Annotated in this window: 11 protein-coding genes; 8 read left to right on the top strand and 3 right to left on the bottom strand. The window is 66.3% G+C overall.

Annotated elements, in window-relative coordinates:
- The first annotated feature begins 167 nt into the window (after positions 1–167).
- A complete protein-coding gene (locus N5D45_RS04880) occupies positions 168–863 on the top strand; it encodes a TorF family putative porin (RefSeq protein WP_010483951.1) in 696 nt (231 codons plus the stop codon).
- Positions 864–994: 131 nt separating this feature from the next.
- Here the strand turns inward: N5D45_RS04880 and tdh are convergent, their stop codons facing one another.
- A complete protein-coding gene (gene tdh / locus N5D45_RS04875) occupies positions 995–2017 on the bottom strand; it encodes an L-threonine 3-dehydrogenase (protein ID WP_010483949.1) in 1023 nt (340 codons plus the stop codon).
- A gap of 418 nt (positions 2018–2435) precedes the next feature.
- On the opposite strand from tdh, the gene N5D45_RS04870 reads away from it, so the two are divergent.
- The gene (locus N5D45_RS04870) at positions 2436–4598 is read left to right on the top strand and encodes a S46 family peptidase (protein WP_279938503.1); all 2163 of its coding nucleotides are present in this window, start codon (positions 2436–2438) and stop codon (positions 4596–4598) included.
- Positions 4599–4694: 96 nt separating this feature from the next.
- Here N5D45_RS04870 and N5D45_RS04865 read toward each other — a convergent pair whose 3' ends face one another.
- The gene (locus tag N5D45_RS04865; protein ID WP_111104139.1) at positions 4695–5318 is read right to left on the bottom strand and encodes a hypothetical protein; all 624 of its coding nucleotides are present in this window, start codon (positions 5316–5318) and stop codon (positions 4695–4697) included.
- A 226-nt stretch (positions 5319–5544) separates the two neighbouring features.
- On the opposite strand from N5D45_RS04865, the gene N5D45_RS04860 reads away from it, so the two are divergent.
- The 6 genes from N5D45_RS04860 (at position 5545) to N5D45_RS04835 (ending at position 11769) form a co-directional block, all read left to right on the top strand.
- Positions 5545–6189, top strand: coding sequence for a histidine phosphatase family protein (locus tag N5D45_RS04860; RefSeq protein WP_010483945.1), 645 nt, complete (start codon positions 5545–5547; stop codon positions 6187–6189).
- A gap of 41 nt (positions 6190–6230) precedes the next feature.
- Entirely contained in the window at positions 6231–7502 is a 1272-nt protein-coding gene (gene folC / locus N5D45_RS04855; RefSeq protein WP_010483943.1) for a bifunctional tetrahydrofolate synthase/dihydrofolate synthase, read from the top strand.
- An 81-nt stretch (positions 7503–7583) separates the two neighbouring features.
- Entirely contained in the window at positions 7584–8612 is a 1029-nt protein-coding gene (locus N5D45_RS04850) for an SPOR domain-containing protein (protein ID WP_279938501.1), read from the top strand.
- Between the two features lie 46 nt (positions 8613–8658).
- Entirely contained in the window at positions 8659–9438 is a 780-nt protein-coding gene (locus tag N5D45_RS04845; protein WP_019336370.1) for a CvpA family protein, read from the top strand.
- Positions 9439–9468: 30 nt separating this feature from the next.
- Entirely contained in the window at positions 9469–10935 is a 1467-nt protein-coding gene (purF, locus tag N5D45_RS04840) for an amidophosphoribosyltransferase (protein WP_010483938.1), read from the top strand.
- Between the two features lie 9 nt (positions 10936–10944).
- Positions 10945–11769, top strand: a complete 825-nt coding sequence (locus N5D45_RS04835) for a ferritin-like domain-containing protein (protein WP_043401359.1) — start codon at positions 10945–10947, stop codon at positions 11767–11769.
- 69 nt (positions 11770–11838) lie between these two features.
- Here the strand turns inward: N5D45_RS04835 and N5D45_RS04830 are convergent, their stop codons facing one another.
- Positions 11839–13296, bottom strand: a complete 1458-nt coding sequence (locus tag N5D45_RS04830; protein WP_279938500.1) for a DUF2235 domain-containing protein — start codon at positions 13294–13296, stop codon at positions 11839–11841.
- Between the last annotated feature and the right edge of the window lie 142 nt (positions 13297–13438).

Raw genomic sequence — 13438 nt, 5'->3', positions numbered from 1 at the left:
CTGATTCTACCGGGCATCGCCGCGTGCCGACCGGCCCGGCTGGGGCATCGCCACGGCCGGCACATGTTGCATCGCAATAGCAAACGGGTTAAAAATTCGTGAACCGCGCCTGTCTGGCGCCGGTTGCCCGCTCCCCCTTCCCGCCCCCGCCACCCTCGGAGACGCTCATGAAGCACGCCCGTGCCTGCCTCGCCATTGCCGCTGCCCTGACCCTGGCCGCCCCGTTCGCCGCCAGCGCCCAGGAAAACGAATCGCCGTACAGCTGGAACGTCACCGCCGTTTCCGATTACCTGTTCCGTGGTGTGTCGCAGACCGACGAGGATCCGACCCTGCAGGCCGGTTTCACCTACACCAGCCCGGTTGGCCTGTATGCCGGCGTGTGGGGCTCGGGTGTGGACTTTGGTGCGGGTGACCCGAAGACCGAGGTCGATTACCTGATCGGCTACGGCGTGGATGTCACCGAGCGCGTGAACGTCGATGTGCTGTTGAACCGCTACACCTACCTGAAGTCCAGCCACCAGAACTACAACGAGCTGATCACCACCACCACGCTGGATGACACCTACAAGCTGACGGTGGCCTACACCAACGATGTCTGGAACAGCAGCACCGATGGCTGGTACTTCGGCCTGGGCGGCAGCTGGGGCCTGCCGAAGGATTTCACCCTGAATGCCAACGTCGGTCGCAGCACCTTCGAGGACGGCATCGCCAAGGACTACACCGACTGGAACGTCGGCGTCGCGCGCCAGTTCGGCCTGTTCAACGTCGGCCTGGGTTACTACGGCACCGACGGTAACGGCCGCGACAATTCGGGCAAGCTGGCGCACAGCCGCGTCATGCTGAGCGTGGCCGTCGGCAAGTAACGCCGCAGGCGTTACGGTAGGTGCCAGGCTTGCCTGGCACGCATTGCGAAAAAGGCGCCCATCGGGCGCCTTTTTCAATTTCAAGGTGTGCCGAGCAAGCTTGGCACCCGCCCATCGCCTGCGGCGATGGATCAATTCCAGCTGAGCACGACCTTGCCGGCCTTGCCTTCTTCCATCAGGTCGAAGCCCTTCTGGAAATCGTCGATCGGCAGCTGGTGGGTCATCACCTTGCCGAGCGGGAAACCGGACAGCACCAGCTGGGTCATCTTGTACCAGGTCTCGTACATCTTGCGGCCGTAGATGCCCTGCACGGTCAGGCCCTTGAAGATGATCTTGTCCCAGTCGCAGCCGGCGCCCTTGGGCATGATGCCGAGCATGGCGATCTTGCCGCCGTGGTACATGCAGTCGAGCATGTCGTTGAACGCACGCGGGTTGCCGCTCATTTCCAGGCCCACGTCGAAGCCCTCCATGTGCAGTTCCTTCATCACGTCCTTCAGCGACTGGTTGGCCACGTTGACCACGCGGGTGGCGCCCATGTCGGCGGCCAGCTTCAGGCGGAAATCATTGACGTCGGTCACCACCACATTGCGTGCACCGATGTGCTTGCAGATGCCGGCGGCGATGATCCCGATCGGGCCGGCACCGGTGATCAGCACGTCCTCGCCGATCACGTTGAACTCCAGCGCACAGTGCGCGGCGTTGCCGTACGGGTCGAAGAACGCAGCCAGCTCCGACGGGATCTGGTCCGGGATCGGCCACAGGTTGCTGGCCGGCATCACCATGTATTCGGCGAAGGCGCCGTTGACGTTGACGCCGATGCCGACGGTGTTGGGGCACAGGTGCGGGCGGCCGCCACGGCAGTTGCGGCAGTGGCCGCAGACGATGTGGCCTTCGGCCGAGACGCGCTGGCCGATTTCATAGCCGGTCACGGCCGAGCCGAGTGCGGCGACGCGACCGACGAATTCGTGGCCGATGGTCAGGCCCGGCTTGATGGTGCGCTGGCTCCACTCGTCCCACAGGTAGATGTGCAGGTCGGTGCCGCAGATCGCGGTCTTCTCCAGCTTGATCAGGACCTCGTTCGGGCCCGGGGTCGGAACCGGAACTTCTTCCAGCCAGATGCCCTTGGCCGCTTCGCGCTTGACCAGGGCCTTCATCGTTTGCTGCGCCATCGAGGTGGAACTCATCAGGGGGAAAGCGCGGATTATAGGGTGCCGCACGGATTTCCCATGTTGCGCTGCGGGTGCAGTGGTGGAACGAAAGGCGTGCGCCGGCGGGCGTTTCGAACGTGGCCGCTGCACTCGCCGGGCATGGCCCGGCGCTACCGTCCGAGGCCAGGCAATTGTCGGGAGACGGGAGGCCAGGCCGATGCAGGACCGTGAGCGCCATGGATGGCGCGATCGAGCCCCCATGGATGGGTTTACGGCGTGTCCTGCATCGGCCTGGCCTCCCGCCTCCGTCCGATCGCAGTGGAGACGCTGAACGATGGAAGCATCCGATTGCATGACTTCCGGGGTTCGGGCCGGGGCAGGGCGGCGGGCTACAATCGAAGGTTCCACTACCAGGGGCCGCTCCATGCGCTCGAACCTGCTTGCATTCTCCATCGTCGCCAGCCTCGGGCTGGCCCAGGTCGCCCATGCCGCTGAAGGCATGTGGGTGCCGCAGCAGCTGCCGGAAATCGCCGGCCCGCTGCAGAAGGCCGGCCTGAAGCTGTCCCCGGAACAGCTGGCCAACCTGACCGGCGACCCGATGGGTGCGGTCGTCGCCCTCGGCGGCTGCACCGCCAGCTTTGTCTCGCCGCAGGGCCTGGTGGTCACCAACCACCACTGCGCTTATGGCGCCATCCAGCTGAATTCGACCGCGCAGAAGAACCTGATCAAGGACGGCTTCAACGCGCCGACCCTGAAGGACGAACTGAGCGCCGGCCCGAACGCCCGCGTGTTCGTGCTCGACCAGATCACCGACGTCACCACCCAGGCCAAGGCCGCCATCGCTGCCGCCGGCAACGACCCGCTGGCCCGCAGTCGCGCGCTGGACGCCTTCGACAAGGCCCAGGTCGCGGCCTGTGAAGCCGATGCCGGCTTCCGATGCCGCCTGTACAGCTTCTCCGGCGGCAACACCTACCGCCTGTTCCGCAACATGGAAATCAAGGACGTGCGCCTGGTCTACGCGCCCCCGGGCAGCGTCGGCAAGTTCGGCGGCGACGTCGACAACTGGATGTGGCCGCGCCACACCGGCGATTTCTCGTTCTACCGCGCCTACGTGGGCAAGGACGGCAAGCCGGCCGCCTTCGCCGCCGACAACGTGCCGTACCAGCCCAAGCACTTCCTGAAGTTCGCCGACCAGCCGCTGGGCGCCGACGACTTCGTGATGGTGGCTGGCTACCCGGGCCGTACCAACCGCTATGCACTGGCCGGTGAGTTCAACGAAACCGCCAGCTTCACCTACCCGACCATCGCCAAGCACTACAACGCGGTGCTGAAGATGATCGCCGACGCCGGCAAGGCCGACGCCGACGTCAAGGTGAAGTACGCCGCCACCGCCGCCAGCATGAACAACGTGGCCAAGAACTACCTGGGCCAGCTGGAAGGCTTCAAGCGCATCGACGCCGCTGGTCAGAAGCAGGCTGAAGAAGCCGCCGTGCTGGCGTGGCTGAAGAAGCAGGGCGCTGCCGGCAAGCCGGCGCTGGCCGCACACGCGCAGCTGCTCAAGCATCTGGATACCAGCAAGTCGACCCGCGAACGCGACCTGTTCGTCGGTCAGTTCAACAACACCTCGGCCGTTGGCGCAGCGATCACCCTGTACCGCCTGTCGATCGAGCGCAGCAAGCCGGATGCCGAGCGCGAAGCCGGTTACCAGGAACGCGACCTGACCACCATCGAAGGTGGCCTCAAGCAGTTGGACCGCCGCTACGTGGCGAAGATGGACCAGCAGCTGCAGGCCTACTGGCTGGAGCAGTACGTGGCCCTGCCCGCTGCGCAGCGCGACAATGAAGTGCTGAACAAGTGGCTGGCCGGCAGCGATGCCGCTGCGGTGAAGTCGCTGGTGGCCAAGCTGGGCGGCACCGGACTGGGCAGCCTGGACACCCGCCTGAAGTGGTTCAAGGCCGACCGTGCCGCATTTGAAGCCAGCAGCGATCCGGCCATCCAGTACGCCGTGGCTGTGATGCCGGCACTGCTGAAGCAGGAAGAGCAGAAGAAGATCCGCGAAGGCGAATCGCTGACCGCCCGCCCGCTGTACCTGCAGGCCGTGGCCGACTACAAGAAGAGCCAGGGCGAGTTCGTCTACCCGGACGCCAACCTGTCGCTGCGCATCACCTTCGGCAACGTCATGGGCTATGGCAAGGACGGCGTGAAGTACACCCCGTTCACCACCCTGGAAGGCGTAGCGGCGAAGGAAACCGGCGAAGATCCCTTCGATTCGCCGAAGGCGCTGCTCGATGCCGTCAAGGCCAAGCGTTACGGCGGCCTGGAAGACAAGCGCATTGGTTCGGTGCCGGTGAACTTCCTGTCCAACCTGGACATCACCGGTGGCAACTCGGGTTCGCCGGTGCTGGACGCCAACGGCAAGCTGGTCGGCCTGGCATTCGACGGCAACTGGGAATCGGTCAGCTCCAACTGGGTGTTCGATCCGGTGATGACCCGCATGATCGCCGTCGACAGCCGCTACATGCAGTGGATCATGCAGGAAGTGGCGCCGGCGCCGCAGCTGCTGAAGGAACTGAACCTGGTCAAGTAAGGTTCGCGGTCCCTGGCGGTGCATCCACGCATGGCGTGGATCTACTGCAATCCTGAAACCCCGCGACGTCTGTCGCGGGGTTTTTTGTCAGCAGCCCTAAGCGGTTTCCCAGGGAACCGGGCGCCCCATTCCCGACACATCGCTGCCCGCTCCGAGCACCCGACAGTGATTCCAGTAGTCATCTTCCGAGCCCTCAAGGCCGTCGAGATGCAGGCGGACGGATGGGATAGGCCAGCTGTGTTCCATTGCAGCCAGCGCGATCAGCTGTTCGCAAACGTCTTCGTCCGGTGCATCCAATCCGGACAACAAGCGCTCGAACGCTTCATAGAAATCTTCCTCGGGATCGTTCAGGGCGGCAATTTCGTCCATTTCGATTGAAATGAACTCATACGGTGCGTCTTCAATCACCCGTTCGAGCATGTTCACGTACGGAGCAAGATCACCGATACCCTTGAATGCCTGGACGACGCCTGTGCGGCGGCGCCGAAGGGTTTCGAGCACTTTCTGTTTGGGTGCCGAAGGTGCCTGTCCGATCACAACTTCGCCATCGACTTCGAAATCAGCCCGCTGGAAATCCTCGGGTGTGAAAAGCGCCGGCCACAGCAGCGGTATGCAGTAGACATCGTTTGCCAGTGTCTGCACGTCGGAATCGTAGTCGACGGAGAAGCTGGGATAGATGCCCGGCAGGGGGCTGCAGCACAGATAGGATCGATTGGACATTGATCGGCCCGCAAAGGCTCCAAGCGTGGACGTCCGGTGCCAGCAATACCATCAGATTAGTTGCATATTGCAAAGTGAACGTGGCTGTCCGCTTCGACGTCGTTGGTTGCACTCCATCCCTAGCTGCCCGGCCCGGTGCGCCGAACAGGTATCATCCCTGTTCCGCGCACTTCACAGGATGTGAACGAAACGCGGAAACCTCCTCCCCCCAGGACCCCTTGCACGCATGCGCATCCTGCTTGCCCGCCACGGCGAAACGCCGTGGAACGCCGAAGGCCGCTACCAGGGCCAGATCGATATTCCGCTTTCGCCGATCGGCGAAGCCCAGGCCCAGGCGCTTGGCGCCCGCTTGGCCTCGGTGGACATCACCCGTGCCGTTGCCTCGCCGCTGTCGCGCGCGCAGCGCACCGCGCAGCTGGCGCTTGGCGCCGCCCGCGCCGACATGCTGCTGACCGAGCCGGAGCTGCAGGAAATCGCCCACGGCGAATGGGAAGGCCTGCTGGCCAGCGAAATCAACGAAAAGGATCCATCGCGCCTGCAGGCCTGGCGCGAGGAACCGGATACCGTGCTGATGCCCGGCGGCGAATCGCTGCGCCTGGTGCTGGAACGCAGCTGGCGTGGCCTGGCCCGTGCCACCGAAGGCCTCGGCGAGCACGACACCCTGCTGGTGGTCGCGCATGACGCGGTCAACCGCGTGATTCTGTGCAAGGTGCTGGGCTTGCCGATCTCCCGCCTGTGGACCTTCCGCCAGGCACCGACCACGCTCAACCTGCTCGAGGGCGCCGACCTGGACAGCCTGGAAGTGGTGCGCCTGAACGACTGCGCCCACCACACGCCGTTCTTCGGCGAAGCCAAGCACCGCGCACTCTGACCCGCCACACCGAACCACCTGTACCTGCTGGAAGCACTGCCGTGACGAACACCCCGACCACCCTGGCCGATTGGCTGGATTACATTGAACGCCAGCACCCGGCGACCATCGACATGGGCCTGGAGCGCGTGCGCACCGTGGCCACGGCGATGGGGCTTGGCGCGCCGGCCGGGCGCACCATCGTGGTCGGTGGCACCAACGGCAAGGGCTCCACCGTGGCCTTCATCGAGGCCATCGGCCGTGCTGCTGGTTGGAAGGTCGGTGCCTACACGTCACCGCATCTGCTGCGCTACAACGAGCGTGTGCGCATCGACGGGCAGGATGTGGACGATGCAGCGCTGGTCGCTGCGTTCAACGCCATCGAGGCCGCGCGGGGCGAGACCACGCTGACCTATTTCGAGTACGGCACGCTGGCCGCGCTGCAGTTGTTCACCGACGCCGGGCTGGATCTGGCGGTACTGGAAGTGGGTCTGGGTGGCCGCCTTGATGCGGTCAACATCGTCGATGCCGACGTGGCGGTGATCACCACCGTGGACATCGACCATGCCGAGTGGCTGGGCGAGGACCGCGAAGCGATCGGCACAGAGAAGGCCGGCATCATCCGTGGCTGGAAGCCGGTGATTCTGGGCGAGACCGATCCGCCGTCCAGCGTGCTCGCACGTGCCTATCTGGTGGGTGCCAACGCGATCCGCGGCGGCAGCGATTATTTCTACGAACCGATCGATGCACAGCGCTGGCGCTGGCGTGATGTCGGCCTGCGCATGGAGCTGCCGACCCCGGCGCTGGCCGGCCCGATCCAGCTGGCCAATGCGGGTGCCGCCATCGCCGCCCTGCGCGCGCTGGACAAGCCGGTGCCGCGTGCGGCGTGGGCCGCCGGTATCGCGGCGGCGCGTATTTCCGGCCGCATGCAGGCATTCGAGCGGGATGGCGTGCAGATCCGTGTGGACGTGGGCCACAACCCACAGGCAGCGGGCCAGCTGGCGCGTGCGCTGAAGGCCGAGGTCTCGGCCGGGCGCACCCTGGCGGTGTACGCCGCGCTGCAGGACAAGGACGCGGTGGGCGTGGTGCAGGCGCTGCAGGATGTGGTGGGCGAGTGGACCCTGGCCGGGCTGGATGGCCCGCGTGGGCAGAGCGCCACCCAGCTGCAGGAGCGCCTGGCCGGCACGGCTGCGGCCAAGGCGCCGCTGGCCGACAGCGTCGAACAGGCACTGGCGCAGGTGCTGGCCCAGGCCGAGCGCGGCGACCGCGTGCTGGTGTTCGGCTCCTTCCATACCGCCGCGGCTGCCCTGCAGATGCTGCAGGGCGATGCCTGATCCGCGTTCAGCCAACGCCGACGCCGTCCGGTCCGGCACCCGTATAATCGACGGCAACCTCCGGACAGTTGCCTGCCTCACGTGGATACGCCTCTGAAACAGCGTCTGATTGGTGCCATCGTGCTGGTGGCGCTGGCCGTGATTTTCCTGCCGATGCTGGTCAAGGGACCGGCACCGGACAGCGGTGTGGCCAATGTGCCGATCGCCGCGCCGGATGCACCGGCCGATGGCCAGTTCGAAACCCGTGAGCTGCCCTTGGTCGCCCCGGCCGGTGGCGCCACCGGCCTGCAGACCGGACAGGCCAAGCCGCTGCAGGATGCCGCCACGCCGGCCACGCCGCCGACCGTGGACACGTCGCCGACGGTTGCCGCCGGCAACTATGCGGTCACCTTCGGTGCCTACGGCAGCAAGGCCGATGCCGATGCCGTGATCGCCTACCTGAAGCGCTGGCAGCTGCCGGGCTTCACTGAAACCGCCACCATCGGCGGCCGTCAGGCATGGCGTGTGCGGGTCGGGCCGTATGCCGACCGCGCCCAGGCCGAGGCGGCCCGCCTGCAGGCGGTGAAGATCCGCGCGGATGTGAAGGCCGAAGTGATCACTCTGGACGCGGCGGCCGGCAGCAGTGCCCCGGTCGCGGCCACTCCGGCATCGGCTACGCCGAGCGCCAGCACTCCGTCCGCAGCCACTGCGCCGTCGGCCAGCAGCAACCCGGTCCGCAGCGAAAGCCTTCCGCCGAGTACGCCGACCGCAACGACCACCCCGGCCGCCAGGCCGGAACCGCCGAAGCCGGCGCCGAAGCCCGAGCCGAAGCCGGAGGCCACCGCAAGCAAGCCGGCGACGGCGCCGACCACGCCGGCGGCACCGGCTGCCAGCGGCGTCGGCTTTGCCGTGCAGCTGGGCGCGTTCGGTCAGGCCAACGATGCCAATGCCCTGCGCGACAAGGTCCGCGCCGCCGGTTTCAGCGCGTTCGTTGAACAGGTGCGCACGGACAAGGGCACCCTGCATCGCGTCCGCGTCGGGCCGGTGGCCAACCGCGCCGATGCCGAGCAGCTGAAGGCGCAGGTCGCCGCCAAGGTCGGCGTGGCCGGCATGGTGCGACCGCACCCATGACCCACGCGCAGCCCCGTTGCCAGCGCCGCCGAAGGAGCGGGGCGCCATGATCGACGTTGTGCTGCTGATCGTGATCGCCGCCTCCACCTTGCTGGGGATGCTGCGCGGCTTTGTGGGAATCGTCATCGGCACCCTGTCGTGGCTGCTGGCCGCGTGGGCGGCCTTCGCCTTCGGCAATGATGCCGCCCATTGGTGGGCCGCCCCGGCGGCCCCCGGTGGCGAACACTTCGTCGGTGGCTACCTGGGGGTCGGCATCGGCGTGATGATCGTGGTCGCGGTGATCGGCATGGTCATCAAGGCCCTGGTCCACCGCAGCATGCTGACCAGCCTGGACCGCCTGCTGGGCGGGGTGCTGGGCGCGGTGCGGGGCGGCCTGATCGCCGCGATCCTGCTGCTGCTGGGCAGTTTCACCCCGCTGACCGCCGAGCCTTCCTGGCAGCGTTCGGCGGTGCGCCCACTGCTGAACCCCACCGTTGCCTGGATGAACAGCAAGCTGCCGCACTGGGAGGTTCCCGGCGCCGATCTGCTGCCCAAGGGCTTGCCCACCGACGCCCTGTCCCCATCTGCATTGATGGAGTTGGGGAAGAACGCAGGCGCCGGGTTGGGAAAGCCGGGCGCGGCAGGCGATAATGGCATCCTCAACCAGGTAGTGGCAGGCAGCGGATGGCTGCGGCCTGCGAAAGCGGAACAGGGCGATTCCTACGATCCGGCCGAAGTGCGTCCGGACGCCCCAGCACTGCCGGACAGTATCGAGCCGGGCGATCCGGCCAATGTCGACCGCGCGCGCGGCGACCACCGCGGCCAGGTACGGCCACCTTCCTTGTAACTGGGCAAAGCCCAGCGGAGACCTCGCACCATGTGTGGCATCGTCGGAATCGTCGGCAACCAGAACGTCGCCGGGCAGTTGTATGACGGCTTGACCGTCCTCCAGCATCGCGGCCAGGACGCAGCAGGCATCGCCACCGTCAATGGCAGCCGCCTGCGGGTGCAGAAGGCCACCGGCCTGGTCCGCGATGTGTTCGATGCCCGCACCATGTCCACCCTGGAAGGCAGCGTCGGCATCGCTCATGTGCGCTACCCGACCGCCGGTTCGGAAGGCATGGACGAGGCACAGCCGTTCTACGTCAACTCGCCGTACGGCATCGCGCTGGCCCACAACGGCAACCTGATCAACACCGAGGCGCTGCGCCAGCAGGTGTTCGAACAGGACCGGCGCAACGTCAACACCGATTCGGACAGCGAAGTGCTGTTGAACGTGTTCGCCTACGAACTGGAGCAGCAGCGCCAGCTCAGCCCGGAAGCGGCCATCCGTGCCGTGGCTGGCGTGCACCGCCGCTGCAAGGGCGGCTATGCGGTGGTCAGCGTGGTGCTGGGCCTGGGCCTGGTCGCCTTCCGTGACCCGCATGGTATCCGCCCGCTGGTGCTGGGCAAGCGCAGCCACGCCGAGGGTGATGAGTACATCGTGGCGTCCGAATCGGCCGCGCTGGACGTGCTGGGCTTCCAGCGCGTGCGTGACGTGCAGCCGGGCGAAGCGCTGGTGATCACCGCGCGTGGCGAGCTGTTCTCGGAGATCTGCGCCGAGCCGGCCGAGCACACCCCGTGCATCTTCGAGTACGTGTACTTCGCACGCCCGGATTCGATGATCGACAACGTGTCGGTGCACAAGGCGCGCATGCGCATGGGCATCAAGCTGGGCGAGAAGATCCTGCGCCTGCGCCCGGACCACGACATCGACACCATCATCCCGATCCCGGACACCTCGCGCGACGCCGCGCTGGAGATCTCCAACGTACTCGGGGTGAAGTACCGCGAAGGCTTCATCAAGAACCGCTACATCGGCCGCACCTTCATCATGCCGGGGCAGGGCGAGCGCGTGAAGTCGGTGCGCCGCAAGCTCAATCCGATCCACCTGGAATTCCGCAACCGCGTGGTGCTGCTGGTGGACGACTCGATCGTGCGCGGCACCACCAGCCAGCAGATCGTGCAGATGGCCCGTGATGCAGGCGCACGCAAGGTCTACCTGGCCAGCGCGGCGCCGCCGGTGCGCTACCCGAACATCTACGGCATCGACATGCCGGCTGCGGAAGAGCTGGTCGCGCACAACCGCAGCGTGGAAGAGATCGAAGCCCACCTGGGCTGCGACTGGCTGATCTACCAGGATCTGGAAGACATGGAAGCGGCAGTGAGCGAGGGCAACCCGGCGCTGCGCAACTTCGATTCGTCCTGCTTCAACGGCCACTACCCGACCGGTATCGAGCCGGGCTACTTCGAGCGCATCCAGCAGCTGCGTTCGGACGATGCCAAGCACAAGCGCCGCGCCTGAGGTCCAGGCGTGGTTGACGTGCCCGACGTTGGTGGTGATCTGCTGCGTGCGGCGCAGCAGTGCCTGGCCGAAGCCGACCCGCTGCGCAAGGTCGCGCTGACCCAGGCGTACGCCGCCGCGTTCCGTGCCGGTCGCCTGAGAGTGGCCGCCGATGCGCCGCCGCCGGAACCGATCCGCATGCCCGGCCGGCCGGCGCAACTGGTGCTGGTGCATCCGCGCGAGGTACCGCGGCGCGGACTGGGCGGCGTGGAAGGGCGGGCCGCCTTCATCCACGCCATCGCCCATATCGAACTCAACGCGATCGACCTGGCTTGGGATGCGGTGTACCGCTTCCGCGGCCTGCCGCCGGCGTTCCATGCCGACTGGGTCAGCTGTGCCGACGACGAATCGCGGCACTTCATGTTGCTGCGCGAACGCCTGCAGGTGCATGGCCACGACTATGCCGATTTCCCCGCGCACAACGGCCTGTGGGAAATGTGCGAAAAGACCGCGCATGACGGCCTGGCACGCATGGCGCTGGTGCCGCGCGTGCTGGAAGCGCGCGGCCTGGACGTCACCCCGGGCATGATCGAGAAGCTGCGCAACGTCGGTGATGGCGAAACCGCCGACGTGCTGGAAGTGATCCTGCGCGAGGAAGTGGCGCATGTTGCCGCCGGTTCGCGCTGGTACCGCTGGTACTGCGACCGCGCCGGTGTCGAGCCGCGCGCACGCTTCAAGGAACTGCTGGTGGAGTACGCCGGCGGCTACCTGCACGGGCCGTTCAACATCGAAGCGCGCCTGCTGGCTGGTTTTGATGCGGATGAGCTCGCCAACCTGGTCGAGCAGGCGGGTTGAGAAAAAGGGGACGGAGGGGATCAAGTCGTTTGTGGCATTAACGACTTGATCCCCTCCGTCCCCTTTTTCTTATGCATTCGGCAACACCACGCGCTTGCCGTCCACGGTCGGCCGGTTGATGTAGAACAGGCCGGGACCCGGCCGGTACGGCAGTTCGCTGACGCCGGCATCGGCGGCGTAGGTCAGTGCGGTGTCGCCCAGTGCATCGAAGTTCCAGTGCGCTGACTGCATCAGGTAGCGCCGCCGCAGCAGCGCCTCCTGTGTCTGCGTCAGCGGCTGTCCGGCCACCAGGCGGCGTGCGATCGGCTGCAGGGCGGATGGCAGCTCCCAGCCGGGAACTCTGGCCGCATTGGCGGTCCATTGCACGCCGGCATCGATGGCCCGCTGCTGCATCACCAGCAGTGCGATCAGTTGATAACGCCAGTCGATGCGCCGACGCAGCACCACCGCGGCCGTCACATACAGCACCGGTGACAGCAGCACGCTGCGGCTGCCGGCGCGACGCTGCTGCTGCCACTGGTGCCAGACATCCACCCAGATCTCTTTTTCCCCAACGCCCAGCTGCTGCCGCCAGCGTTCGGCATCGGCCTGTGTTTCAGCGTAGGCCGTGGTGGCCTGCAGCAACGCCAATGGTGGGACCTGGTAGTCGGCAACCGCTGGGCGGCGCAACTGTTGCCGGCGCGGTCGGCTGAGCAGCTTGGGGCCTTCCTCCAGCTGGTTGTAGCCACCACCGATGTTGGCATGCACACCGGGCAGGGCGATCTCGGCGAATGGCGGCGCCACGCTGGTCAGCGGATAGTGCTGGCGGTGTTCATCGCGTGCAGTGAGCTGCACGACGCGACCGGCGATGCCGCTGTGCAGGGCCAGCTGCGGGTGCTCATCGGCGCGGCCGCCATTGACTGCGACCACGGTGTCGAACAGTCCGATGAAGCGCAGCACCGGTGTGGCGGGGGCGAAGTTCGCAGTGCAGGACAGGCCGGCGCCCTGCAGCAGCTGGCGCCAGCGCACGCTGTCCCAGCCCTGCAGCTGGTTGGCGATATCACGTGCCGCGGCAGCGCCGCGCGAATAGCCGAACAGATCCAGCTGCACGCCACGCAACGGTCGCTGCCAGCGCGCGGACAGCTCGGCCAGTGCCGCCGGCAGCAGCACCTGCAGCGCGCGCTGCACTTTCGCACGAACGCCACTGGCACCGATACCGAAGGCCAGTCCGATCAGATCATCATCGGCATCATCGCGGGTGCCCACGCCCTCCACATAGATCGACAACGAAGGTGCGCCCATCGCATTGCGGCGGCTGTCCGGATACAGCTGCTGCAGGCGCGCGATGTTGGTCAGGCCGTTGTCGTAGCTGCTGGTCAGCCGGCTCTGGTAGGTCGAATCATCATCCGCGCGCAGCTGCGCCGGACGTGGCTGCGGAACCTGTGGGCGACCGCGTGCCAGGTTGTGTGCGTTGTTGCGGGTGCCATCGAAGAACAGGCCAATCCGCAGCATGCCGACATCTTCATCCGTGTCCTGCGATGGTGCCATGTGCATGTCCCGTCGTGACTGCGTCACGGTAGCGCGAAAGCGGTGTATTGACGAAGTGTAGTGACGCTTTTGACCTTACTTAACGCAGATGCGGTCGATCACAGTTCCTGATTTTCATTCCCATCTTCTATTGAATTCACAC

The organism is Stenotrophomonas sp. GD03819 (assembly GCF_029841665.1).
In the GTDB taxonomy this organism is placed as follows: Bacteria; Pseudomonadota; Gammaproteobacteria; order Xanthomonadales; family Xanthomonadaceae; genus Stenotrophomonas; species Stenotrophomonas geniculata.
The sequence above is the reverse complement of the archived record's forward strand: the minus strand, read 5'-3'. Positions and strand labels throughout refer to the sequence as shown.

Excerpts from the sequence above, each read along its gene's own strand:
- N5D45_RS04830 (WP_279938500.1), bottom strand. The coding sequence starts at position 13,296 with ATGGCACCATCGCAGGACACGGATGAAGATGTCGGCATGCTGCGGATT.
- N5D45_RS04880 (WP_010483951.1), top strand. The coding sequence starts at position 168 with ATGAAGCACGCCCGTGCCTGCCTCGCCATTGCCGCTGCCCTGACCCTG.
- N5D45_RS04845 (WP_019336370.1), top strand. The coding sequence starts at position 8,659 with ATGATCGACGTTGTGCTGCTGATCGTGATCGCCGCCTCCACCTTGCTG.
- purF (WP_010483938.1), top strand. The coding sequence starts at position 9,469 with ATGTGTGGCATCGTCGGAATCGTCGGCAACCAGAACGTCGCCGGGCAG.
- tdh (WP_010483949.1), bottom strand. The coding sequence starts at position 2,017 with ATGAAGGCCCTGGTCAAGCGCGAAGCGGCCAAGGGCATCTGGCTGGAA.
- N5D45_RS04865 (WP_111104139.1), bottom strand. The coding sequence starts at position 5,318 with ATGTCCAATCGATCCTATCTGTGCTGCAGCCCCCTGCCGGGCATCTAT.
- N5D45_RS04860 (WP_010483945.1), top strand. The coding sequence starts at position 5,545 with ATGCGCATCCTGCTTGCCCGCCACGGCGAAACGCCGTGGAACGCCGAA.
- N5D45_RS04870 (WP_279938503.1), top strand. The coding sequence starts at position 2,436 with ATGCGCTCGAACCTGCTTGCATTCTCCATCGTCGCCAGCCTCGGGCTG.